This is a genomic window from Caulobacter sp. Root1472, assembly GCF_001426985.1.
GTDB lineage: Bacteria > Pseudomonadota > Alphaproteobacteria > Caulobacterales > Caulobacteraceae > Caulobacter > Caulobacter rhizosphaerae.
This window is the reverse complement of record NZ_LMFX01000045.1, coordinates 85110-107831: the sequence shown is the minus strand read 5'-3', so window position 1 is coordinate 107831 and position 22722 is coordinate 85110. Positions and strand designations below refer to the sequence as shown.

The following is a 22722-nucleotide window of genomic DNA, read 5'->3' as shown; positions in this document are numbered from 1 at the left end:
CATGTCGGTCTACTTCACTCCCCATTAACGCGCGAGGCCCAAAGCTTGAGCCTCGAGCCTTCGGGAGCCCTGCTTGCGTAGCCTGATCGCCGCCGTCGAACGTATCGATCCGCTGACCATCTTCGGTCGCGTCGCCGCCGTGAACGGCCTCCTGATCGAGGCTCGCGGCGGGCTGACCCGGCTGGCCGTCGGCGCCCGGGTCGAGATCGAGCGCCTGGGTCTGCCGGTGCTGCCCGCCGAGGTGGTCGGCTTCCGCGAAACCCGCGCCCTGCTGATGCCGTTCGGCCCCGTCGAGGGCGTGGCCCCCGGCGCGGTGATCAAGATCATGCCCGAGGGCGCCGTGGTCCGCCCGACCAAGGCCTGGCTGGGCCGCATCATCAACGCGTTCGGCGAACCGATCGACGGCCTTGGACCTCTTCCGCAAGGCGAGGTCCCCTACCCCCTGAAAACCCCGCCCCCGCCGGCCCACGCCCGCGGCCGTGTGGGCGAGCGCCTGGACCTGGGCGTGCGGTCGATGAACGTCTTCACCACCACCTGCCGTGGCCAGCGTCTCGGCATCTTCGCCGGTTCGGGCGTGGGCAAATCGGTGCTGCTGTCGATGCTGGCCAAGGAGGCGACCTGCGACGCCGTCGTGGTCGGGCTGATCGGCGAACGGGGCCGCGAGGTCCGCGAGTTCATCGAGGAGACCCTGGGCGAGGAAGGCCTCAAGCGCGCCATCGTCGTGGTCGCCACCTCGGACGAACCCGCCCTGACCCGCCGCCAGGCCGCCTACATGACCCTGGCCGTCGCCGAGTTCCTGCGCGACCAGGACCAGGAAGTGCTCTGCCTGATGGACTCGGTGACCCGCTTCGCCATGGCCCAGCGCGAGATCGGCCTGGCCGCCGGCGAGCCGCCGACCACAAAGGGCTACACCCCCACCGTCTTCACCGAGTTGCCCAAGCTGCTCGAGCGCGCCGGCCCCGGCCCGATCCGTCCCGACGGCACCACGGCCGCCCCGATCACCGCCCTGTTCACCGTGCTGGTCGACGGCGACGACCACAACGAGCCGATCGCCGACGCCGCCCGCGGCATCCTGGACGGCCACATCGTCATGGAGCGGGCCATCGCTGAGCGCGGCCGCTTTCCCGCGATCAACGTCTTGAAGTCCATCAGCCGGACCATGCCCGGCTGCCAGACGCTGGAGGAGCGCGAGGTGGTCAAGGCCGCCCGCCAGAGCCTGGCGGCCTATTCGAACATGGAAGAGCTGATCCGCATCGGCGCCTACCGCGCCGGGGCCGATCCGATCATCGACCGCGCCATCCGCCTCAACCCGGCCGTCGAGGCCTTCCTCAGCCAGAGCCCCGACGAGGCCACCAGCCTCGACGACAGCTTCGGCTACCTCGCTCACATCCTGCAGAGTGACGCCGCCTAGATGGGAAACCGGACATGACCAAATGGGCCGACTCCCTGATCCGCATCTCGAACCACGAGGTCGAGACCCTGCAGAAGCGCCTGGCCGACATCGTCGAGCGCCGCCAGACCGCCGAGATGAAGGTCGCCGCCCTGGACGCCGCGTCCGAGGCTGAAGCCATGCAGGCCCAGGGCGACGTCGAGGCCGGCTGGTACATGATCGGCTTCCGCCAGGGCAGCAAGATCCGCCGCGACCAGGCTCTGCTGGAGATCGACCAAATCCTGATCGAGGAGGCCGGCGCCCGCGACGCCCTGTCCCTGGCCTTCGAGAACCTCAAGAAGTACGAGCACGTCGCCGAGGCCGCCAAGGTGGCCAAGGCCAAGCTGGCGGGCAAGCTGGAGATCGCCGCCCTCGACGAACTGGGCCTGCGCCGGGCGGCCGTCGGTGGGCGGTAGGCGCGACAAGCCCCCCTCAGTCGCTTCGCGACAGCTCCCCCAAGGGGGGAGCATCTATGATCCTCCCCCTCTGGGGGAGGTGGCCCGGAGGGCCGGAGGGGGCCTGCACCGTCGCGCGGTGCTGACCGGCGCCCTGGCCCTGTCCGCCTGCGGTCCCCAGGCCGCCAAGAGCCAACCCGCGCCCCTGCCGCCGCTGAAGACCCTGGCCCCGTTCCGCGTCGGCGCCTGCGTCCAGGCCCTGCACCTGGACGATCCCGCCCTGGCCGCCCTGCTGGCCCGCGAGGTCAGCCAGCTGACGCCCGAGTGGCAGATGAAGATGGAGTACATCGTCCAGCCGGACGGGTCCTTCCGCTTCGACGCCCCCGATCGCATCGCCGCCTTCGCCCGCGCCCACGGCATGGGCCTGCTGGGCCACACCCTGGTCTGGTACGCCCAGGCGCCGGAAGCCTTCGCGCGGCTGGACGAAAACCGCATCGGCTTCACCGACGCCTATCGCAACTACATCCTCGCGGTCGCCGGCCGCTATCGTGGCCAGGTGGTCGGCTGGGACGTGATCAACGAGGCGGTGGCCGAGGACGGCGACGGCTGGCGCGACAGCCTGTGGGCCCAGCGCCTGGGCGCCTTCGACCACATCGCCCTGGCCTATCGCACGGCGCGCGAGGCGGACCCCGACGCGGCCCTGCTGCTGAACGACTACAATCTCGAATACTTCCCCCGAAAGCGCGCCACCTATCTGAACTTGGCCGAGCGCCTGCTGGCCTCGGGCGCGCCGCTGACCGGCCTGGGCACCCAGATGCACGTGGCGGCCGACGTCCCGCCGGGCGAGATCACCCGAATGATCCGCGAACTGGCCAGCCTGGGCCTGCCGATCCACATTTCGGAACTGGACGTGTCGCTGACCCGCGCCGAGAACAAGCTGCTGTCCCGCGCCGAGCTGCAGCGCCGCCAGGCGGCCGTCTACGCTGAAGCCGCCGAGGCCTTCATGGCCCTGCCCGAGCGGCAGCGCTTCGCCTTCACCGTCTGGGGCCTGCGCGACCGCGATTCGTGGCTGACCGCCGAGAACGCCGCCGACGCCCCGGCCATCTTCGACAACGCCGGCCGGCCCAAGGCTGGCGCCGTCGCCCTGGCCGAAGCCTTCAGACGTTAGGGCGCCGCCGCCGTCTCGTCGTCGCCCTCGGAGCTCAACGTCTTGGCCAGGGCCAGAATCTGTCGGCGCTGGGCCATCGGCAACTGCGGCACCAGGGAGGCCAGCTCCACGCCCTCTTCGGTCGCCAGGAAGCGGCGCACGGCCTGGGTCCGTTGGTCGCCCGCGCCGTCCGCCTCGGGCGGCATGCCTTCGAAGAACCAGGCCACCGAGGTTTGCAGCGTCACGGCCATGCCATAGAGCTTGGAGGCGCTGACGCGGTTGGTCCCACGTTCGTACTTCTGCAGTTGCTGGAAGGTGATCCCCACGCTGTCGGCCAGTTGGGTCTGGCTCAGGCCCATGGACTTGCGGCGCATGCGGATGCGCGCGCCCACATGGACATCGACGAGGTGAGGTTCTTGATCGGCGGCCAAAATGCGTCTCCGGGCGGGAGGCTAGACGGGCCTCCTGCCGCTTAGACGCCGAGGAAGAACCTCGCCCTCAAGCTTTGTGACGAATTTTCGTAAACCGCGTTATTCGGTCGCAGGGGACGCCGACGTCAGCCGACCGGCTTCTGCGCCGGCGGACGCGTGGCGGCGGCCACGGCGTGATCGGCGTCGCTGGCCTGGCGCAGGGCGCGCAGGTCTTCGCTGATCCGGAAGATGGCGACGTAGAACTCGCAGAAGGCGCGCCACAGCAGCACCATGGCGGCGGCGACCAGCAGGCCCGCGATCAGCACCGGGAAGGCCAGCAGCAGCGACTGCAGGCCCGGCTCCTTCAGCGCCAGGCCGACGGCGGCGCCAACCACCGAGAAGGCGAACAGGGCCACCACGCCCAGCCCCGCCCAATAGATCAGGTGAATCACCGGCCCCGTGACGAGACGGTCGAACGTCAACAGGTCCCAGAACAGCCCGTTCGAACCACGCGCCTTGGAATTTCTGGCCGGAGCCATCCGACACCCCTCATGTCAGCGGGAGCTCCGCCGGGTACTGGCCCATCGCTAGCAGCGCGAAGCCCGCTCGGCAATGCCGAGCGGGCTCCTCGTCGTTCCGATGACGCCGGATGGTTATTGCGGCTTGGCGCCGGCCAGGGTGGCGTCGATCTGCGCCTTGGTGGCCGTGGTCTGCAGACCGCCGGTGGCGGCGGCGCTGAAGCTGGCCTTGGGCAGGGCGAACTTCTTGTCGCCGCTGGTCACGACCACATTGGTCGAGCCGTCGGCGCCGGCCGTCGTGCCGGCGATGGTGCCGACGACCGCGCCGGAGGGATCCTTGACTTCGGAGCCGACCTTCAGGTCCAGGGCGACATTGGCCGAGGACGGCGTGCCCGCCGCGTCGGCGTCAGCCGCCGTCGTGCCAGCCGTGCCCGCGGTGCCGGTCGCGCCGGTCGAGGCGGCCGCGCCCGTGGCCGGGCTGGCCGGCGTGGCCGGAGACGCCGACGTGCCGGTCGACGGCGAGGCGGGCGTGGCCGGGGTGGCCGAGGTCGTGCCAGACGGGGTCGTCTGGGCCGACGGCATGGTCTGGCCGGACGGCGTCGTGGCGCCGGTGGCCGGAGTCGAGGTGGACCCCGTCGTCTGGGCGAAAGCGGCGCCGGCCAGCGAAAGAGTCGCGGCGGCGGCGAACATGGCGATCTTGGTTTTCATCTGTAGCGCTCCGTCGTGAAGGCCCCCGCCTTGCCAAACCGAACGCGACCTATCGGCAACGGTTCCGAAATAGTCGGTAACAGGACGTGACCATTTCTGGGCGCTTGCCGGCTTTTTCCGGGCGAAGCCTCAGACCATGCCCACGGTGCGCAGCCGCGCACGCGGGTGGATCTCGTTCTGGCTCATCACCACGGTCTGGCCGCGGAAGCGCTCGATGATCGAACGGACATAGGGCCGAACGCCCGGGCTGGTCAGCAGCACGGCGCTGTCGCCGGACATGGCGGCGCGGTCGAAGGCGTCGCGCACGCCGCGGATGAAGTCCTGCAGGCGCGAGGGCGCCAAGGCCAGTTGCTTGTCCTCGCCCGGACCGACCAGGGCCTCGGCGAAGGCCTGCTCCCACTCGGCCGACAGGGTGATGATCGGCAGGGCCCCGTCGTCGCCGCGGTTGGCCCAGCACAGCTGGCGGCCGAGGCGGGCGCGGACCTGTTCGACCAGTTGGATGACCGAGGCGGTGTGCGGCGCGGCCTCGCCGATGCCTTCCAGGATCTGCGGCAGGTCGCGGATCGAGACCCGCTCCTTCAGCAGGGCCTGCAGCACGCGCTGGATCGTCGTGGCGCTGACCACCGAGGGAATCAGGTCGTCGACCAGCTTCTTCTGGCCCTCGGGCAGTTCCTTCAGCAGCTTCTGCACCTCGGCGTAGGAAAGCAGGTCCGCCATGTTCTCCTTGAGGATCTCGGTCAGGTGCGTGGTCAGCACCGTGGCGGGATCGACGATGGTGTAGCCGCGGAAGGTGGCCTCCTCGCGCATGGCGTCCTCCACCCAGGTGGCGGGCAGGCCGAAGGCGGGTTCGCGCACGTGCTCGCCGGGCAGCTCGACCTGGCCGCCGCGCGGGTCCATGGCCATCAGGCAGCCCAGGCGGACCTCGCCGGCCCCGGCTTCCATCTCCTTGATGCGGATCGCGTAGCCCTGGTTGGCCAGGCGCATGTTGTCCAGGATGCGGACCGGCGGCATGACGAAGCCGAACTCGGTGGCCAGGGTCTTGCGCAGGGCGCGGATCTGGTCGGTCAGCTTGCGGCCGTCCAGGTCGTTGATCAGGGTCAGCAGGCCGTAGCCCAGCTCGATCTTGACGTCGTCGATGGCCAGGGAGGCGCTGATCGGCTCCTCCTCGGGCTCGGCGGAAGCTTCGGCCAGGGCCGCAAGGGCGGCGGGATCCAGCGGTTGCGGCTCCTTGGCCTGCTGAGCGCGCCGATAGGCCAGGAAGCCCGAGCCCACGGCCAGGGCCGCGAACGGCAGGATCGGCATGCCCGGGATCAGGGCGATGACGCCCGAAGAGGCCGAGACCATGCCCAGGGCGACCGGGTTCATCGCCAGCTGGGTCGTCAGGGCCTTGTTGGCGCTGCCCTCGACGCCGGCCTTGGACACGACCATGCCGGCGGCGATCGAGATGATCAGGGCCGGGATCTGACTGACCAGGCCGTCGCCGATGGTCATGATGGTGTAGGAAGCCGACGCCTCGCCGATCGGCATCTTGTGCTGGACGACGCCGATCAGGATGCCGCCGATGATATTGATGGCGGTGATGATCAAGCCGGCGACGGCGTCGCCCTTCACGAACTTGCTGGCGCCGTCCATAGCGCCGAAGAAGGTCGATTCCTGTTCCAGGTCCTTGCGGCGCTGCTTGGCGGTGTCCTGGTCGATCAGGCCGGTCGACAGGTCGGCGTCGATGGCCATCTGCTTGCCGGGCATGGCGTCCAGGGTGAAGCGGGCCGCCACCTCGGCGATCCGGCCCGAACCCTTGGTCACGACCATGAAGTTCACCACCACCAGGATGATGAAGACGATCACCCCGATGACGAAATTGCCCTGCATCATCAGGTTGCCGAAGGCGGCGATCACCGCGCCCGCCCCGTGCGAACCTTCCTGGCCGTGGCCGAGGATCAGGCGCGTGGAGGCCACGTTCAGGCCGAGGCGATAGAGGGTGGCGACCAGCAGGACGGTCGGGAACGAGGTGAATTCCAGCGGCTTCTTGATCAGCACCGCGGTCATCAGGATCAGCACCGCGCCGGTCAGCGAGATGGCCAGCAGCAGGTCCAGCATGATCGCCGGCACTGGGATGATCAGCAGGACGATGATGCCCACGACGCCCAGGGCCAGTCCCATTTCGCCGCGCAGGATCCCTTCCCACAGCGACTTGGCGCTGGGGATCGAGGTTGCGGCCTTGGGGGCGGCGGCGTCAGCCATTCAGGTTCTTCGATCCGTTAGCTTGGCAGGAATCGCGCATGAAGCGATTTGCGCGAACCCGCCAGGGTCTTAACCGAAATTAGCCATGTCCGGCGCCGGACCGATGGTCGCGGGCGCCGAACACGGTTTTCCAGATCAGGCGGCGGCGACGCCGCCTTGGGGCGGCGGCACCGAGACGCCCGCGTCCGAATATTCCTTGAGCTTGTTGCGCAGGGTGCGGATCGAGATGCCCAGGATGTTGGCCGCGTGGGTGCGGTTGCCCAGGCAGTGCTCCAGGGTGTCGATGATCAGCTGCTGCTCGACCTCGGCCACCGTGGAGCCGACGAAGGTGCGCGACACGGCGTCGGCGGCCATCTGGGCGCCGCGAGCCACCGCCACGTCCGGCGCCGGGGCCAGGGGCTGGCCGTCCGGCAGGCGGATGGCGAACTCCTCGATCTCGGAGCCCGGCGACAGCAGCACCGCGCGGTGCATGGCGTTCTCCAGCTCGCGGACGTTGCCCGGCCAGCGGTGGGCGATCAGCCGGCGCTTGGCCTCGGCCGAGATCGGCTTTTCGGCGACGCCATTGGCGGCCGAGTACTTCTTCACGAAGTGCTCGCACAGGGTGATCACGTCGGCCGGGCGCTCGCGCAGCGGCGGCAGGCGCAGGTTCACGACGTTCAGGCGATAGAGCAGGTCCTCGCGGAACGTGCCGTCCTTCACCGCCGCGGCCAGGTCGCGGTTGGAGGTGGCCAGGATGCGGATGTCGACCTTGACCGGCTTGGAGCCGCCGACCCGGTCGATCTCGCGCTCCTGGATGGCGCGCAGCAGCTTGGCCTGCAGGCGGGCGTCCATCTCGCTGATTTCGTCCAGCAGTAGGGTGCCGCCGTTGGCTTCCTCGAACTTGCCGACCCGGCGGGCCACGGCGCCGGTGAAGGCGCCCTTCTCGTGGCCGAACAGCTCGCTTTCCAGCAGGTTCTCGGGGATGGCGGCGCAGTTGACGCTGATGAACGGCGCCTTGGCCCGGCGCGACTTGGCGTGGACGTAGCGGGCCATCACCTCCTTGCCCGAGCCGCTCTCGCCGGTGATCAGGATCGAGGCTTCCGACGGGGCCACCTGGTCGGCCAGGCGGATGACGTTCTCCATGGCCGGGTCGCGGACGATCATCGGGCGGTTGTCGTCGGTGACGGCGGCCAGGACCGCGGCGATCAGCTCGGCGTCGGGCGGCAGCGGGATGAATTCCTTGGCCCCGGCCTTGATGGCGGCGGCGGCCCGCATCGGGTCGGCGTCGACGCCGCAGGCCACCACCGGCACCCGGATCCGCTCGGACTCGTTGGTGGCGATCAGGCCGGCGATGTCGAGCGTGTACTCGACCATCAGCAGGTCCGCCCCCTGCCCGGCCCGCAGCGCGTGGGTCGCCGCCTCGGTGGTCTCGACGTGCGAGACCTTGGCCCCGGTGTTCATCGCCATCTTCACGGCGACCGAGAGCTGTCCGTTCAGTTTTCCGACGACCAGGAGGCGCATCGTTTTCTCTCCGTTGGGGCCTTACGTGCCCCGTATTCAAACCGTTTAAGCTTCACTCGACGCTCGGGAGCGCCACTCGCGGCGATCAGCCGGCGGCGTCGCCGTCCTTGATGATTTCCGTCATGGTCACGCCCAGGCGCTCGTCGACGACGACGACCTCGCCGCGGGCCACCAGGCGGTTGTTCACATAGATGTCGATCGCCTCGCCGACCTTGCGGTCCAGCTCCAGGATCGAGCCGGCCGACAGCTGCAGCAGTTGCGCCACCGACATGTGGGCCCGGCCCAGCACGGCGGAAATGTTGACCGGCACGTCGAAGACCGGCGCCAGGTCCGACGCGATCTTGTCGCTGAGTTCGACCGGCATTTCGGAGGCCAGCATGCTGCCGCCGAATTCGTCGAGGGTGAGGTTGTCTTCGGACATGGCGGTCAGCCTTCGCTAGGCGCAAGAGGTTCAGCGTGGAGACCCTCGGCCGCGATGGCGGCTTCGAGGGCTTGGGTGACGCGGGCGGCCGCGTCGGCGGGATTGAAGGCCGCGCGCCCGTCACCCCAGTCGAGGAGGAAGGCGGCGGGGGGCACGGCGTCGGCCCGGGCGATGATCTGGCCGGGGAAGCCGATGGCCTGGGCGGTCTGTTCCAGAGCGGCCTGGGTGCGCTCGACCAGATGAGGGGCGACGCGGACGGTCAGCTTCGGGCTGGCCTCGACCTCGCGGGCCAGGGCCACCAGGGCCGCCTGGGTCGGGGCCTCGGGGAACTGGTCCAGGGCGGCGTCGGCGATGGCCCGGCCGCAGGCCAGGGCCAGCATCGCCGAGCCTTCACGATGCTCGTGGGCCACGGCGGCCAGGGTCGAGAAGGCGCTGTGAATCGCCTGGCCGACGGTGTTCAGGGCCATGGCGGCCTCGCGCTCGGCCTGGGCCACCGCCGACTGCTCGCCGGCGGCGTAAGCCTGCGCCTTGGCCTCTTCCAGCTCTTCCAGGGTGAAGTTCTTCTTCACCCTCGGCGGCGCGCTCATGCCGCCGTGGTCGTCGAACACGGTGTCGAAGGTGAAGCGCTTGTGGGCGATGTCGGTCATTCAGCCATCTCCCTAGTAGATCAGTTCGTCTTCGGCGCCGGCGCCGGCCAGCATGATCTCGCCCTTGGCGGCCAAGTCCTTGGCGACCTGCACCATGGCGACCTGGGCCTGGTCGACGTCCTTCAGGCGGACCGGACCCATGCTCTCCATGTCCTCGCGCATGATCTTCGAAGCGCGCTCCGACATGTTCGAGAAGAACATCTCGCGCAGCTTGTCCGAGGCGCCCTTCAGGGCCAGGGCCAGCTGCTCCTTGCCGGTGGCGCGCAGCAGGGTCTGGACGCCGCCCGGATCCAGCTTGGACAGATCCTCGAACACGAACATCAGGGCGCGGATGCGCTCGGCGGCCTCGCGGTTGCGCTCTTCCAGCGCCGCGATGAAGCGGGCCTCGGTCTGGCGGTCGAAGTTGTTGAAGATCTCGGCCATCATCTCGTGGCTGTCGCGCTTGGAGGTGCGCGCCAGGTTCGACATGAATTCGGTGCGCAGGGTCTGCTCGATCTTGTCGAGGATCTCGCGCTGCACCGGCTCCATCCGCAGCATGCGGGTGACGCATTCCAGGGCGAAGTCTTCCGGCAGCGAGGCCAGGACCCGGGCGGCGTGGTCGCTCTTCACCTTGGACAGCACCACGGCGACGGTCTGCGGATATTCGTTCTTCAGATAGTTGGCGAGGACGGCCTCGTTCACGTTGCCCAGCTTGTCCCACATGGTCCGACCCGCGGGACCGCGGATCTCTTCCATCAACTGGTCGACCTTCTCCGGCGGCATGAAGGCCGACAGCAGGCGCTGGGTCTGCTCGTAGGAGCCCATGATCGCGCCGGTCGAGCTCATGCCCGAGACGAACTCGACCAGCAGCTCTTCCACGACCGAGGCCGAGACCGTGCCCAGGCCGGCCATAGCCTGGGAGACTTCCTTGATTTCCTCGTCGTCCAGGGCTTCCCAGATCGCGGTGTGCTCTTCGCCCAGGGCGAGCAGCACGATCGCGGCCTTCTCGGGACCGGCCAGCTTCTTGACGTCGTTGACGGAGCTCTTCATCGCCTACTCCGACTCGTGCAGCCAGGAGCGGAGGATCGCGACGGACTCGTCGGGGTGCTTTTCGACGAACTCCGAGACCCGCTTGATCGACGAGGCCTTCACCTGGCCTTCGATCTTGGCGATGTCGATGCGTTGATCCATGTCGGCGGGACCGGCGATGGCGATCGGCTCGCCCGTCTGGTCGACGACCACTTCCTGGGTCGTGCCGTCCGACAGGGTGACCATGCGGGTGATCTGCGGCGTGTTCAGCGCCAGGCCCAGCGGGGTCGGCGGCGGGCTCATCAGGCTCTTCAGGAACGGGCGCACCGCGAACAGCAGGATCAGCAGGGCCACGACGGCCAGCACGCCCAGTTCGGCGAAGCGCATCAGGTCGTTCTTGTCGATGCCGTCCATCAGGCCAGCCTTGCCCAGACCCTGGTCCTCGGGTTGCGGGAAGCGGACATTGACCACCGAGACCTGGTCACCACGGGTCTGGTCGAAGCCGACGGCGGTCTTCACCAGTTGTTCCAGCTGCGCCATTTCGGCGGCGGAGCGCGGAGTGTAGGCGCCCGGCTTGCCGTCCTTGCCGGGAGGGGCGGTGACGCCGTCCACGGCCACGGCGATGGCGACCTTGCGGACCTTGCCCGGCTCCTGGACGGTGGTCGTGGTGCTTTCCGAGATCTCGTAGTTGGTGACGCTCTCGTTGCTGTCCTGCTTGGCGCCCAGCGGCTGGAAGCCGTTCGGGGTCTGGCCGGGGATGTTCTGGGTCGAGGTGACGCCGCCGGTGTCGTCGTTCTTGGTCTCGCTGGAATTGTTGGCGTTGGTGCTTTCCGAGCGGATGACCTGGCCGTCCGGATCGAACTTGCGCTCCTGGGTGGTGACACGGTTCAGGTCGAGGTCGGCGGTGACGTTGACGCGCGCCTTGCCCGGGCCCAGCACGCCGTCGATCATGTCCTTGACGGTCTTGGCGATGCGGGCCTCGGCCTCGCTCTTGGCGTCCTGGGCCAGCTTGCCGGCCAGGCTCTCGTCGTTGCCGGCCGACAGGGTCTTGCCGTGCTGGTCGATGACGTTGACGGCGTCGGGCTTCATGCCGGCGACCGAACCGGCCACCAGGTTCTGGACAGCGCGGACCATGTCGGCGGACGGCTCGCGGCCGGTGCTGATGGTGACGGCGGCGGTCGGCTTCTCGGCGTCTTCCTCGAACAGCTGCCGCTTGGGGATCACCAGGTGGACGCGGGCGGCGCGCACGCCGTCCCAGCCCTGGATGGTGCGCTCCAGCTCGCCCTGCAGGGCGCGCTGGCGGTTCAGCTGCTGGACGAAGTCGGTCTGGCCCAGCGCGTTGCCGGTGTCGAAGATCTCGTAGCCGACCGAGCCGGACGTCACCAAGCCCTTGGTGAAGATCAGCTGGCGCGCGGCGTTGACCTTGTCGCGGGCGACATAGATCGTCGAGCCGTCGCTCTTGGTCTCGTACTTGATGCCGGCGGTGTCCAGCGCCTGGGTGGCGGCGGCGGATTCCTTGGGGTCGACATTGGACAGCAGCAGCTCGTTGGGCTGCTTGCTCATCATCATCATCACGGCGGCGATCACGGCGATCGCGCCCGCGGCGACGCCGATCAGGGCGGCCAGACGGCCGACGCCAAACCTTTGAATCGCGCTGAGGAACTTATCCAACCTACGCCCTACCCCTGAAAAGCGTCCCCCTAGAGGACGCCCGCCGCTGCGCGCCGGAGCACGCCGTCGCTAGGCAGGATTTACCCAGTGCAAGGTAAACGGGTCGTTTACAAAGGGCCCCTCCAAGGGGGTCCCAGGGGCGCCAAAAGGTCGCGGCCGCGTCCCTGGGGGACGCGGCCGCTGAACTGTTCGACAGGTCGCCGAGGGCTCAAAACCCCCGTACGACATGGACTTCCGGCCCGCTGACTAGCGGTACTGCTGAAGCCGAGTGGTCCGCAGACCCGCCAGGCCGTGACGATCGATCGACTGTTGCCACGCGAGAAACTCCTCGTTGGTCAACTTGTACCGATCGCACGCCTCGTCGAGCGAGAGGAGACCACCGCGGACGGCGGCCACCACTTCGGCCTTGCGCCGGATCACCCAACGCTGGGTTTCCGGAGGCGGCAAGTCGGAGAGAGTCAGCGGCGCGCCGGTCGGACCGATCACGTACTTCTCACCCCGGCTGTTCGTGCGCTGCTGCTGCAACATGGCTTTACGCCTTTCCCACAACCATCACTGTTGGAGAGGAATATACGCGCCGGGAAATAACAGGCGCTTAATTCCAATAGTAAAGAAAGACTGAAACACGAGGCTTTCTCCCTACTCCCGTGATGTATCAATGTGACACAGGACAATTAAGGTCAGTTAAGACCTGTAATTACCGTTTAATGCTCAGAAGCTCTTCTAGCATCTGGTCGGCGGTGGTGATGATCTTCGACGAAGCCGAATAGGCTCTCTGCGTCGTGATCAACCCGGTGAACTCCGTCGACAAGTCGACCGTCGAAGCTTCCAGCGTGGACGGAGCAATCACGCCCGCGCCCCCCTGGCCCGGAGTCTTCAGGCTATAGGTGCCGCTTTCGTTGGTGACGCGATATGCATTTCCGTTCACGCCCTTCAATCCGTTGGGGTTCGAGAACGTGGCGATCGCAACCTGTGCGATCCGACGGGTCACGCCGTTGTCGAAGATCGCCGAGACATAGCCCTGGTCGTCCACCTCGATATTGGTCAGGTTGCCGAAGGCGGTGCCGTTGGTGTTGACCGACTGGACCACCGATTGGCTGTTGTACTGGGTCAGGCCGCCGGCGGCGCTGGCCAGGTCGATCTGGATGTCCTGGGAATCGATGCCCAGGCCGTCGGCCCAACGCGGAGTCGTACCGGTGGCCAGCGGATCGGACGCGCCGATATTGATCGCCGTCGGGGTCACGCCGCCGAACAGGTTGCCGACCGAGTTCAGCTTGCCGTCGGTGGTGAAGGTGATCTTGCCCGAGCTGATCAGCCCGTTGGTGTTGTTGTCCAGGTCGCCCGGCTTGGCGCGCAGTTCGGCGAACCATTCGTTGGGGCCCGGGCCCTTCAGCAGCGACAGGGTGACGGTGCGTTGGCCGCCCTTGGAGTCCGAGACCGGGATCTGAATCTCGAAGTCCGGCTTGACGCCCGTGGTCGGGTCCTCGGCGTAGTCCGACATCGAGCGGGTCGTCGGGTCGTAGGCGCCGCTGGCGATGGCGTCGGCCTTGGTGTTCACGCCCAGTTGGGTCTGGGTCAGGGTGACGCCCGGCGCGACCGTGACGTTCGGCGACGTGCCCGGCAGGGTCGTGGTCAGCAGGGCGCCCGTCGTCGGGTCGTAGGTGTTGACGCCGGTCGCGACCGACACGCCGTTCTTGCGGACCTCGACCGAGTACTGGTTCCCCGTGCCGGTCGGGCTGTAATAGACCGAATAGGCGCCGGTGCCGCCGCCGCTGTCGGTCAGGGTGCCCTTGCTGGCCACCGCGTTGGCCGCGGCCGCGACGGCTTGTTCCGAGCGCAGGTTGGCGTTGACGCCGACCCGGGTGGTCTTCTCGGCGGTGCCGCCGACCGTGCCGACATTGATCGACGACAGCTGGGTCAGGTCCGACGGGTCGGGCGTGATGGTGCCGGTCACCGGATCGGCCAGCCAGCCCTGCAGATAGAGGCCGGCGTCGTTCTTCAGGTAACCCAGGTTGTCCAGCTGGAACGAGCCGGCGCGGGTGAACGAGCGGGTGTCGGTGGCGGTCAGGCCTTCCGGCTTCTCGGTGCCGACGAAGAAGCCCGATCCGGCGATCGACAGGTCCAGGTTGGACGTCGTGGCTTGGGTCAGGCCCTGCTGGCTGATGAACTGGTGCGTCGTGGCCTTCACGCCGCCGGCGCTGTAGGTGGCGTTCTTGCTCTGGGCGGTGACCAGGGTCGAGAAGTTGGCCGAGCTGCGCTTGTAGCCGACCGTGTTGACGTTGGCGATGTTGTCCGAAATCGCGGCCAGGGCCGACGAGTTGGAGATCAGGCCGGAAACCCCGGCGAGCATGGCGCTGTTGATGCTCATGACTGCGATCCTGCGATGAAGTTCAAAAACGAATGGGTTTGAAGGCTCAGCGCGGTTTGCGTTTGGGTCTCGGGAGCCAGCGTGGCGCTGGGGGAGACCGCGACGGCGTCGTTCTGACGCCCGTTCATCTGGTGCGTGACGGCCGTTACGTGGTCGTCGTGGTGGGGTTGGTGACGCCGATCACGGAGTCGAGCGGCACCTTGGTTTCGCCGATCCAGACCATGTTGACGCCGCTTTCGTTGGTGACCTTGGTGACGACGCCGTCGATGCGTCCCTTGGCCGTCGTGGTGATGTTCGTGCCCTGGGCGTCGGTGGCGGTCACCTTGATGGTGTATTCGCCGCCGTCGGGCTGCTTGGTCCCGTCGGCGCTCTTGCCGTCCCACTTGAAGGTATGGTCGCCGCTCGACATGTCGTCGGGCAGGACCGTGGCGATCGTCTTGCCGAACTTGTCGATGACCTCGACCTTGACCCCTGTGGCCGCGCGGCTCTGGGTGTAGCTCCAGCTGGCCTCGCCGCTCTTGAGCACCGACTTGTCGGTCTCGGCGGTGACCTGCTTGCCCATCAGGTTGACGCCCTCGCTGATGCCGCCGCTGGTGTTCATGCCCACCAGGGCCGTCAGCAGGTCGTTGGTGACCAGTTGCTGCTCGACGCCGGTCATCTGGGTGATCTGGCTGGTCATCTGGGTCGTGTCGGTGGGCGACAGCGGATCCTGGTTCTTCAGCTGGGTGGTCAGCAGCTTCAGGAACGTCTGCTCGTTGTTGGCGAGCGAGTTCCGCGAGTTGTTGATCTTGTCGGTGGTGGCGTTGCCGGTGGCGGTGGTGGCCGTGACCATGGCGGGCTCTCCTAGATTCTGACGTCGACGCCGCTGCTGTCGGCGACGCGAAGGCCGGGCAGCAGGGCGGACGGGGACAGGGTGGGGATTTCCTCGCCCAGCGCCGATCGGAAGGCGCGGCCGTGGAAAGCCTGACGGCCGTTCTCGCCGTCCTGGAAATTGAAGAAGGCGTTCTGGCTCTGGCCGCCCTGGTTCTGGCTTGAGCTGTCGAAGCTCAGGGCGTTGTCGGCGACGTTGAAGCCGGCGGCGGCCAGGGCCTGGCGCAGTTCGCCCGACTTGCCGCGCATGTCGGCGGCGGCGGCCGGGTTGTCGAAGTTCAGGGCGGCGGTCAGCTTGCCGTCCTTGGCGATCTCGATGCGCACGTCGACGCGGCCCAGGCCTTCCGGCTGCAGCACGACGTCGAAGCGGCTGGTCTTGCCGACCACCGCCTTGCTGGCGATCTCGGTGGTCAGGTGGTTGACCGTCTCGGGCCCCGCCTTGGGCAGTTGGGCCGCGACCACGGGGGCCGGAGCCGCCGCCGTACCCGGCGCGACGAAGGTCTGGACCGGAACGGAAGTGTCGGCGGCGGTCGCGACCGGCGCGGCGTCCTTCAGGGGCGAGCCCTTGGCGCCGGCCTGGTCCTGGGCGCCGTCGCCCGTCGGGCCTTCACCCGTAGTCGCCGCGTGGGCCGCAGCGGCGACCTGGCCGTGGGCGGGCTCGGCGGCGGCGTCGGCCACGGCCGCCGCGACGGCGGTCGCCGTCGTGGAAGCGGCGGTCTTCGGTTCGGCCGGCTTGACCACCTTGGCGGTCACCGACGCGACTTCCGGCGCGGCGGCTTGGGCGGCGGCGGCCTGGATAGGGGCGGGTTCGGCGGGGTTCGGCGCCAGGGCGGCGGCGGCGGCCTCAGCGACCGGAGCAGCCGGTGTCGCGACGGTCGGCGTCGCGTCAGCCTTGGCGGCCGCAGCGGCCGGAGCGGCCGAGCCGGCCTTGGACTTGGCGGCCGCAGCCGCGACCGCGGCCAGTTCGGCGGCCGAGGCCTCCGGCGTCTGCGGCAGATCGAGGACCGGGGCGGACTCCGGGGCGTCGGTCGCCAGGGCGGCGGCGGGAAGCGCCAGCGCCTGGGCGTCCTGGACGACGGCCGGCGCCGCAGCGGTCTCGGTCTCGGCGTTCTGGGACGCCTGGACGACCGGAGCAGTCAGGACGGTCGCGGCGGCTTCCGCCACGGCCTTGGGCGTTTCGACCACGGGCGCCTGCATGGCGGCGATCAAGGCCGCCGCGGCTTGGGCGGCGGCGTCGGCTTGGCCGGCGGCGGTGTCGACGGCCGCCGGCGCGTCGGCGACGGCCTGGTCCTTGCTGCCGGCCTTGCCGTCGGCAGGCTGGGCGTTCGAGGTCTTGTCGGTCACCTGGGCGTCGGCGGGCTTGGCGGGCGCCTTGCCGTCCGAGACCTTCTCGGCGGCGTCGGCGACCTTGTCGGCCTTGGCGTCGGCGGCGCGGTCGGCGGCCTTGGCGCTGGAGGCCTTGCCGCCCTGCGCCCGGTCGGCGCTCTTGTCCGCGTCGCGGGCGTCCCGCGTGGAGCCCTTCTCGCTGGTCGCCTTGTCGTTCGAGGCGTTGGCGTTTGCGGCCAGCAGCGCGCCGAAGCCTTCGGCCGCGTCCTTGTCATAGCCGCCGGCGGGGGCCGGGGCGGCAGGCAGGACGGAAGCGGGAGCGGCGATCGCGGTCATGCGTCGGTCAGGTCCACGGAGGATGGCGGCCCGAAGAGGACACGCCTTGATCCGGACTTCCCTGAGCAACCGCCGGGCCAACTCGAAATTTCGTCACAACATATTGTTTTAATTGATGTTAATCTTGCATTTACACCTCTGGACAGGCCGACTACGGCGCTTTTTGCCGGGCTGGACGGGGCGCAAAGGGCCAGGCTTGCCGCGTCGTCGCGCCCCACCCCCGGTTGGCGCCGTCCTTGCGCATGGCTTTCTGTCGCTCGCTCGACGTCAGGAACGAATTGCCATGATTTTCAATGGCTTGCACATCGCCGAGGGGGTCGAACCCCGCAACGCCCGGCAGTTTTCGCCGGGCAAGGTCGCGTCGCGCCGTTCGTGGTTTGCCGAGCAGGCCGGAGAATAGACTATGTCGTTGAACACCATCTTGAACGTGGCGACTTCGGGGATGATGGCGGCCCAGACGGGCCTGCGCGTCACCTCCGACAACGTCGCCAACATCAATACCGCCGGCTATGTCCGCAAGACGATCGCCCAGTCCAACCTGGTGTCGAACGGCATGGGCGTGGGCGTCAATATCGACGCCATCAAGCGGGCCACCGACAAATTCATGGCCGCCGCCAGCCTGAACGGCGCCTCCGACGCCGGCCGCACCGGCGCGGTCGCCACCGCCATGGACAACGCCCAGAAGCTGTTCGGCGACCCCAGCGCCAAGACCAACTTCTTCGCCACCCTGGACGACGTCTACGCCGCCTTCTCCATGGCCGCGGATGATCCATCCTCGACCCTGCTGCGCAGCAGCGCCATCACCAAGGTCGAGGACTTCCTGGGCGAGAGCAAGCGCATCACCTCGTCGCTGTCGAGCCAGATCAAGGACACCGACAACCGCATCGGCGCCGACGTCGACCGCGTCAACGACCTGCTCAAGCAGATCGACGCCCTGAATGTCGACATCACCCGCGCCAAGATGGCGGGCGCCGACGGCACCGGCTCCGAGAACGTCCAGAGCGGACTGATCAACGAGCTGTCCACCTACATGAACATCCAGGTCAGCGACCGCTCCAACGGCGGGGTCATGGTCCGCTCGGCCGAGGGCGTGACCCTGGCCGGCAACGGCCCCGCCACCGTCGCCTACAACCAGTCCGGGCCGGCCAACGGCTATCTGACCGTCGTCACCGCCAACAGCGGCGGCCAGGTCATGCCGCTGGCGGTCACCAACGGCGAGATCCAGGGGCTGCTCGAGCTGCGCAACAAGGAGCTGCCCAACCTCTCCGACCAGCTGGGCGAGTTCGTCAGCCGGGCCGCCGAGGAACTGAACCGCGCCTCCAACGCCGCCAGCTCGGTTCCCGCGCCCAACAGCCTGACCGGCAAGGACACCGGCCTGGACGCCAACACCGCCTTCGCCAACTTCACCGGCAAGACGACGATCGCCATCACCAACGCCGCCGGCGCCATCGTCCAGCGCGTCGATGTCAACTTCGGCGCCGGGACCATGACCGTCAACGGCGCCGCTGGGCCCGCCTTCACCAACACCAATTTCCTGACCCAGCTGAACACCGCCCTGGGCGGCACGGCCACGGCGGCCTTCGCCAACGGCCAACTGAGCTTGAACACCACGACCGCCACCAACGGCGTCGCCATCGTCGATGACGCCACCACGCCCTCGACGAAGGCCGGCAAGGGCTTTTCCCAGTTCTTCGGCCTCAACGACATCATCCGCTCGGACGGCTACTCCCCCTACGAGACCGGCATGGTCGCCAGCGACCCCAGCGGCTTCACGCCCGGCCAGACCATCACCCTGCGGCTGACCGACAGCGAAGGAAGCCGCATCCGCGACATCCAGGTGGCGATCCCGACCGGGACCGGCACGATGCAGGAAACCATCGACGCCCTGAACTCGCGTAATTCCGGCATCGGCCTCTATGGCTCCTTCTCGCTGGGTTCGAAGGGCGAGCTGGCCTTCACCTCCAACACCGCCACCCCGGTCAATCTGTCGGTGGTCGAGGACACCACCCAGCGCGGCGTCGGCGGTCCGTCGCTGAGCCAGCTGTTCGGCGTCGGCATGAGCGAGCGCAGCACGCGCGGGGGCCTGTTCAAGGTGGACCCGGCGATGGACGCCAACCCGTCCAAGCTGCCGTTCGCCAAGCTGGACCTGACGGTAGCGGCCGGCGTCGCGGCCCTGGCGACCGGCGACGGCCGCGGCGCCCTGGCCCTGGCCAAGGCCGGCGACGTCACCGCCGCCTTCGCCAACGCCGGCGACACCGCCGGCTCGAGCAAGACCGTGCTGAACTACGGCGCGGACTTCAGCGGCTCGATCGCCCGCAAGGCGGCCGCAGCCACCAGCCGCAAGGAAGCGGCCGACTCCGTCAAGACCGAGGTCGACGCCCAGCGCCAGTCGCAGGAGGGCGTCAATCTCGACGAGGAACTGGTCAACCTGACCACCTACCAGCAGGCGTTCAACGCCTCCGCCCGCCTGATCCAGGCGACGAAGGACATGTTCGATGTCCTCACCAATATCGTTTGAGGTTAAGCCATGACCCGCGTCTCCACCTCCGGCAACTTCGGCGTGATGACCAGCAACCTGATGCGCGCGCAGGTGCTGCAGAACGTCGCCGGCGAACAGGTTTCCAGCCAGAAGAACGCCAACGACCTGAAAGGCTACGCCAAGAACGCCGAGGTCCTGACGGCCATGAAGACCGCCCAGGCCAAGGTGGCCGGCTTCCGGGACCAGACGACCCTGGTCTCCAACCGGCTGGACGTTCAGGACATCGGCATCGGCCAGGTCTCCGACGCCACCCAGGACGCCCGCGACGCCATCGCCAACGCCATCGCCGCCGGCAGCGCCGAGACCCTGATGCAGCAGATGAACGGCGCGTTCGGCGACGTGGTCCAGGGCCTTAACAGCAAGTTCAACGGCCGCTACGTGTTCGCCGGCGCCAAGTCGGACACCCAGCCGACCACCGCCACCAGCATGGCCGACCTGACCGCGGCGGCCAGCACGGCCTCGCTGTTCCAGAACGACCAGTACATCACCAGCAACCGCATCGACGACACTACCTCGGTCGACACCGGCCAGCTGGCCGACCAGCTGGGCACGGGCGTCTACAACGCCTTCAAGCAAGTCCAGGCCTATGTCGACGCCAACGGTCCCTTCACCGGCAAGCTGACCCAGGCCCAGAGCAACTTCCTGGGCGGCCTGCTGCCCACCTTCGACGCGGTGAAGACCGGCTTGACCACCGCCCAGGCGCAGAACGGCCTGAACCAGAAACGCTTCGAGACCGCCCAGACCGAGCTGTCGGACCAGGCCGACACCCTGAGCACCATGGTCGGCGGCATCACCGACGTCGACATGGCCGAGGCGATCACCCGCCTGGAGTCGGCCAAGCTGGCCGTCCAGGCTTCGGCCCAGGTGTTCTCGAGCCTGCAGAACTCGTCGCTGCTGAACGTGCTGAGGTAGGCGCCTTTCGGGACAGGCGCATGCGCCTGTCCCCGGCCGCGACACCCCAAACCTCGCAAAACCGGCCCCGAACCGCTATATGGCCGCGATGGACGCCGACACCGCTCTCTTTGCCCCCGACACCTCCGCCCTTGACCGGGCGGTCGAGCAGGCGCGCGAGGCCGTGGGCCTGCCGGTCGGGACGCGGATCGTCGCGGCGATGTCCGGCGGCGTCGACTCCACCGTCACCGCCGCCCTGCTGGCCAAGGCCGGCTACGACGTGGTGGGCGTCACCCTGCAGCTCTACGACCACGGCGCGGCGATCTCGCGCAAGGGCGCCTGCTGCGCGGGCCAGGACATCCTGGACGCGCGCATGGCGGCCGAGCGGATCGGCATCCCGCACTACGTGCTCGATTACGAAAGCCGCTTCAAGGAACAGGTGATCGAGGACTTCGCCGACGCCTATCTGCGCGGCGAGACGCCGATCCCGTGCGTGCGCTGCAACCAGACCGTCAAGTTTCGCGACCTGCTGGACGTGGCCCGTGACCTGGGCGCCGAAGCCATGGCCACCGGGCACTACGTGCAGCGGTCCATGGCCGGCGGCGGCAACCGCCCGCAGCTGCGTCGCGCCGCCGACCCGGCCAAGGACCAGAGCTATTTCCTGTTCGCCACCACGGCCGAGCAGCTGGACTTCCTGCGCTTCCCCCTGGGCGGCATGGACAAGCCGACCGTGCGCCAGGTGGCCGCCGAGCTGGGCTTGGCCATCGCCGACAAGCCCGACAGCCAGGACATCTGCTTCGTGCCGGAGGGCAAGTACACCACGGTGATCGACCGGATCCGGCCGCAGGGCGCCCTGCCAGGCGACATGGTGCACCTGGACGGCCGCGTGCTGGGCCGCCACGAGGGCGTGACCCGCTACACCATCGGCCAGCGGCGGGGCCTGAACATCGCCGTCGGCGACCCGCTGTTCGTGGTCCGGATCGACGCCGACAAGCGCCAGGTCATCGTTGGCCCGCGCGAGGCGCTGCTGACCCGGGCCCTGTCGCTGAAGGAAGGCAACTGGCTAGGCGTCGAGGACAGCCTTGAGGCCGCCGCCGCCGCCGGCGCGCCGGTGCTGGCCCGCGTGCGCTCGACCCGCGAACCCGTTCCAGGCCGCCTAGTCCTGGAGCAAGGCGAACCGCGCCTGGTGTTCGACGGGCTGGAAGAAGGCGTCGCTCCCGGCCAAGCCTGCGTGCTGTACGACCCCGCCGATCCCGAGCGGGTCCTGGGCGGCGGGTTCATCGCGGCGACCGAACGGGCGGCGACCTAAAGGTCGACGGCCAAGCGGCACGCCGAATCCTTATGCTCGTTTGCGCCTTGCCGATCAGAATGCACGCCTGACGTGCTTTGCGCCGATCAACGTCTTGAAGATGAAGAATTCGGTCGTCGGGCACGGTTATTTGACACCACTGATAAAAATTGGCGCTCCGTGAAGGACATGCGGCAAAATAATCATGGCTCAAGACGCGAAATCGCCCATTGAGCGAGTGACATGCGAAACTTTTGTGGCATGCATACGTATCTACTGTATGTCCGCGTCGATTTTTTGACGGGATTGTAGAATTCGGAGTTAGAGGACCATGACCACCGCAGCCTACACTTACAAGCACCGCCAAGAGCGCCACGTCTCGCTGACCCGGCTGAGCGTGATCCTGGGCAATCTTGGTTTGTGGGCCGGTCTGATCGTTGGCCTGGCGATCCTCGCCCACTGATCTAATCGACGCCCTGTTCCTCGCGGAACAATCCCTGGACCGCGTAGAGGGCCGCCACCCTCAGGTCCGCGAGCACCGACCATCGAGCGACATAGTCCAGCTCGGCGCTCCACGACGGCTCGCCCTCGGCGCCGCGCGGCCAGATCATTCCGGGCCGCGCCTCAAGGCGCCGTCCGTAGTCCGGCCGCCCCTTGCGCAGATAGGCGTCCTGCCCGGGCGACTGCGGCCTGGGCCCGATCAGCGACATGTCGCCGTCGATGACGTTGACGGCCGATGGCAGGTCGCCCAGTCCCGCCCGCCAGAGCACCTGATCGAACAGACTCTCGTCCTGCGCCGGCCGATATAGCCGCCAGCGTCCGAAGGTGCGGCCGTTCAGCCCGAGGGTCTCCTCGCGGACGAAGATGGGGCCGGGCCGGCAGCAGCGGATCCCGACAAGCATCACCAGGCCGACAGGGAGGAAGAACAGCAGGACGAAGATCGCGCCCAGCACGTCCAATGTCCGCTTGCTCACGCTTCTGGCGGGGGCGGCCACGCCCGTTCGCCCCG

21 protein-coding genes are annotated in these 22722 nt (G+C 68.3%); 7 read left to right on the top strand and 14 right to left on the bottom strand.

The window, feature by feature from the left end:
- Positions 1-73 precede the first annotated feature (73 nt).
- The 3 genes from fliI to ASD47_RS21905 all read left to right on the top strand — a co-directional run bounded on the left by fliI (position 74) and on the right by ASD47_RS21905 (position 2992).
- A complete protein-coding gene (gene fliI / locus ASD47_RS21915) occupies positions 74-1411 on the top strand; it encodes a flagellar protein export ATPase FliI (RefSeq protein ID WP_056761324.1) in 1338 nt (445 codons plus the stop codon).
- 14 nt (positions 1412-1425) lie between these two features.
- Positions 1426-1845 carry a hypothetical protein gene (locus ASD47_RS21910; protein WP_056761321.1) on the top strand — a complete coding sequence of 140 codons (420 nt, stop codon included), beginning with the start codon at positions 1426-1428 and terminating at the stop codon, positions 1843-1845.
- Positions 1846-1924: 79 nt separating this feature from the next.
- Positions 1925-2992: an endo-1,4-beta-xylanase gene (locus ASD47_RS21905; protein WP_369800331.1), complete on the top strand. Its 1068-nt coding sequence runs from the start codon at positions 1925-1927 to the stop codon at positions 2990-2992.
- On the opposite strand, the gene ASD47_RS21900 is transcribed toward ASD47_RS21905, so the two are convergent.
- The 13 genes from ASD47_RS21900 to ASD47_RS21840 all read right to left on the bottom strand — a co-directional run bounded on the left by ASD47_RS21900 (position 2989) and on the right by ASD47_RS21840 (position 16995).
- The gene (locus tag ASD47_RS21900) at positions 2989-3402 is read right to left on the bottom strand and encodes a helix-turn-helix domain-containing protein (RefSeq protein WP_056761316.1); all 414 of its coding nucleotides are present in this window, start codon (positions 3400-3402) and stop codon (positions 2989-2991) included. The two genes, ASD47_RS21905 and ASD47_RS21900, sit on opposite strands and share 4 nt — an antisense overlap.
- A gap of 125 nt (positions 3403-3527) precedes the next feature.
- On the bottom strand, positions 3528-3920 hold the full coding sequence (locus ASD47_RS21895) for a DUF4282 domain-containing protein (RefSeq protein WP_056761313.1): 393 nt from the start codon (positions 3918-3920) through the stop codon (positions 3528-3530).
- Positions 3921-4034: 114 nt separating this feature from the next.
- Positions 4035-4607, bottom strand: coding sequence for a hypothetical protein (locus ASD47_RS21890; RefSeq protein ID WP_056761311.1), 573 nt, complete (start codon positions 4605-4607; stop codon positions 4035-4037).
- 129 nt (positions 4608-4736) lie between these two features.
- On the bottom strand, positions 4737-6848 hold the full coding sequence (gene flhA / locus ASD47_RS21885) for a flagellar biosynthesis protein FlhA (RefSeq protein ID WP_056761308.1): 2112 nt from the start codon (positions 6846-6848) through the stop codon (positions 4737-4739).
- Positions 6849-6983: 135 nt separating this feature from the next.
- Positions 6984-8348 carry a sigma-54-dependent Fis family transcriptional regulator gene (locus tag ASD47_RS21880; protein ID WP_056761304.1) on the bottom strand — a complete coding sequence of 455 codons (1365 nt, stop codon included), beginning with the start codon at positions 8346-8348 and terminating at the stop codon, positions 6984-6986.
- Positions 8349-8433: 85 nt separating this feature from the next.
- Positions 8434-8769: a flagellar motor switch protein FliN gene (fliN, locus tag ASD47_RS21875; protein WP_035072446.1), complete on the bottom strand. Its 336-nt coding sequence runs from the start codon at positions 8767-8769 to the stop codon at positions 8434-8436.
- Between the two features lie 5 nt (positions 8770-8774).
- Positions 8775-9416: a flagellar assembly protein FliH gene (locus ASD47_RS21870; protein WP_056761301.1), complete on the bottom strand. Its 642-nt coding sequence runs from the start codon at positions 9414-9416 to the stop codon at positions 8775-8777.
- 12 nt (positions 9417-9428) lie between these two features.
- Positions 9429-10445: a flagellar motor switch protein FliG gene (gene fliG, locus ASD47_RS21865; protein ID WP_056761298.1), complete on the bottom strand. Its 1017-nt coding sequence runs from the start codon at positions 10443-10445 to the stop codon at positions 9429-9431.
- A 3-nt stretch (positions 10446-10448) separates the two neighbouring features.
- Complete coding sequence (fliF, locus tag ASD47_RS21860; protein ID WP_056761295.1) at positions 10449-12095, bottom strand: flagellar basal-body MS-ring/collar protein FliF; 1647 nt, start codon at positions 12093-12095, stop codon at positions 10449-10451.
- 246 nt (positions 12096-12341) lie between these two features.
- The gene (gene sciP / locus ASD47_RS21855; protein WP_007675208.1) at positions 12342-12623 is read right to left on the bottom strand and encodes a CtrA inhibitor SciP; all 282 of its coding nucleotides are present in this window, start codon (positions 12621-12623) and stop codon (positions 12342-12344) included.
- A gap of 169 nt (positions 12624-12792) precedes the next feature.
- Entirely contained in the window at positions 12793-14463 is a 1671-nt protein-coding gene (gene flgE / locus ASD47_RS21850; protein WP_056761290.1) for a flagellar hook protein FlgE, read from the bottom strand.
- Positions 14464-14608: 145 nt separating this feature from the next.
- Complete coding sequence (locus ASD47_RS21845) at positions 14609-15295, bottom strand: flagellar hook assembly protein FlgD (RefSeq protein WP_056761288.1); 687 nt, start codon at positions 15293-15295, stop codon at positions 14609-14611.
- Positions 15296-15306: 11 nt separating this feature from the next.
- A complete protein-coding gene (locus ASD47_RS21840; protein WP_056761284.1) occupies positions 15307-16995 on the bottom strand; it encodes a flagellar hook-length control protein FliK in 1689 nt (562 codons plus the stop codon).
- Positions 16996-17398: 403 nt separating this feature from the next.
- Between ASD47_RS21840 and flgK the strand changes: the two genes are divergently transcribed.
- From flgK to ASD47_RS27990, 4 genes are all read left to right on the top strand, one after another.
- On the top strand, positions 17399-19513 hold the full coding sequence (gene flgK / locus ASD47_RS21835; RefSeq protein WP_056761281.1) for a flagellar hook-associated protein FlgK: 2115 nt from the start codon (positions 17399-17401) through the stop codon (positions 19511-19513).
- Between the two features lie 9 nt (positions 19514-19522).
- Positions 19523-20446, top strand: a complete 924-nt coding sequence (locus tag ASD47_RS21830; protein WP_056761280.1) for a flagellin — start codon at positions 19523-19525, stop codon at positions 20444-20446.
- Between the two features lie 79 nt (positions 20447-20525).
- The gene (mnmA, locus tag ASD47_RS21825) at positions 20526-21734 is read left to right on the top strand and encodes a tRNA 2-thiouridine(34) synthase MnmA (protein ID WP_056761277.1); all 1209 of its coding nucleotides are present in this window, start codon (positions 20526-20528) and stop codon (positions 21732-21734) included.
- A 310-nt stretch (positions 21735-22044) separates the two neighbouring features.
- Complete coding sequence (locus ASD47_RS27990) at positions 22045-22176, top strand: hypothetical protein (protein WP_255355534.1); 132 nt, start codon at positions 22045-22047, stop codon at positions 22174-22176.
- A gap of 1 nt (position 22177) precedes the next feature.
- On the opposite strand, the gene ASD47_RS21820 is transcribed toward ASD47_RS27990, so the two are convergent.
- The gene (locus ASD47_RS21820; RefSeq protein ID WP_235526072.1) at positions 22178-22687 is read right to left on the bottom strand and encodes a sugar transferase; all 510 of its coding nucleotides are present in this window, start codon (positions 22685-22687) and stop codon (positions 22178-22180) included.
- Positions 22688-22722 lie beyond the last annotated feature (35 nt).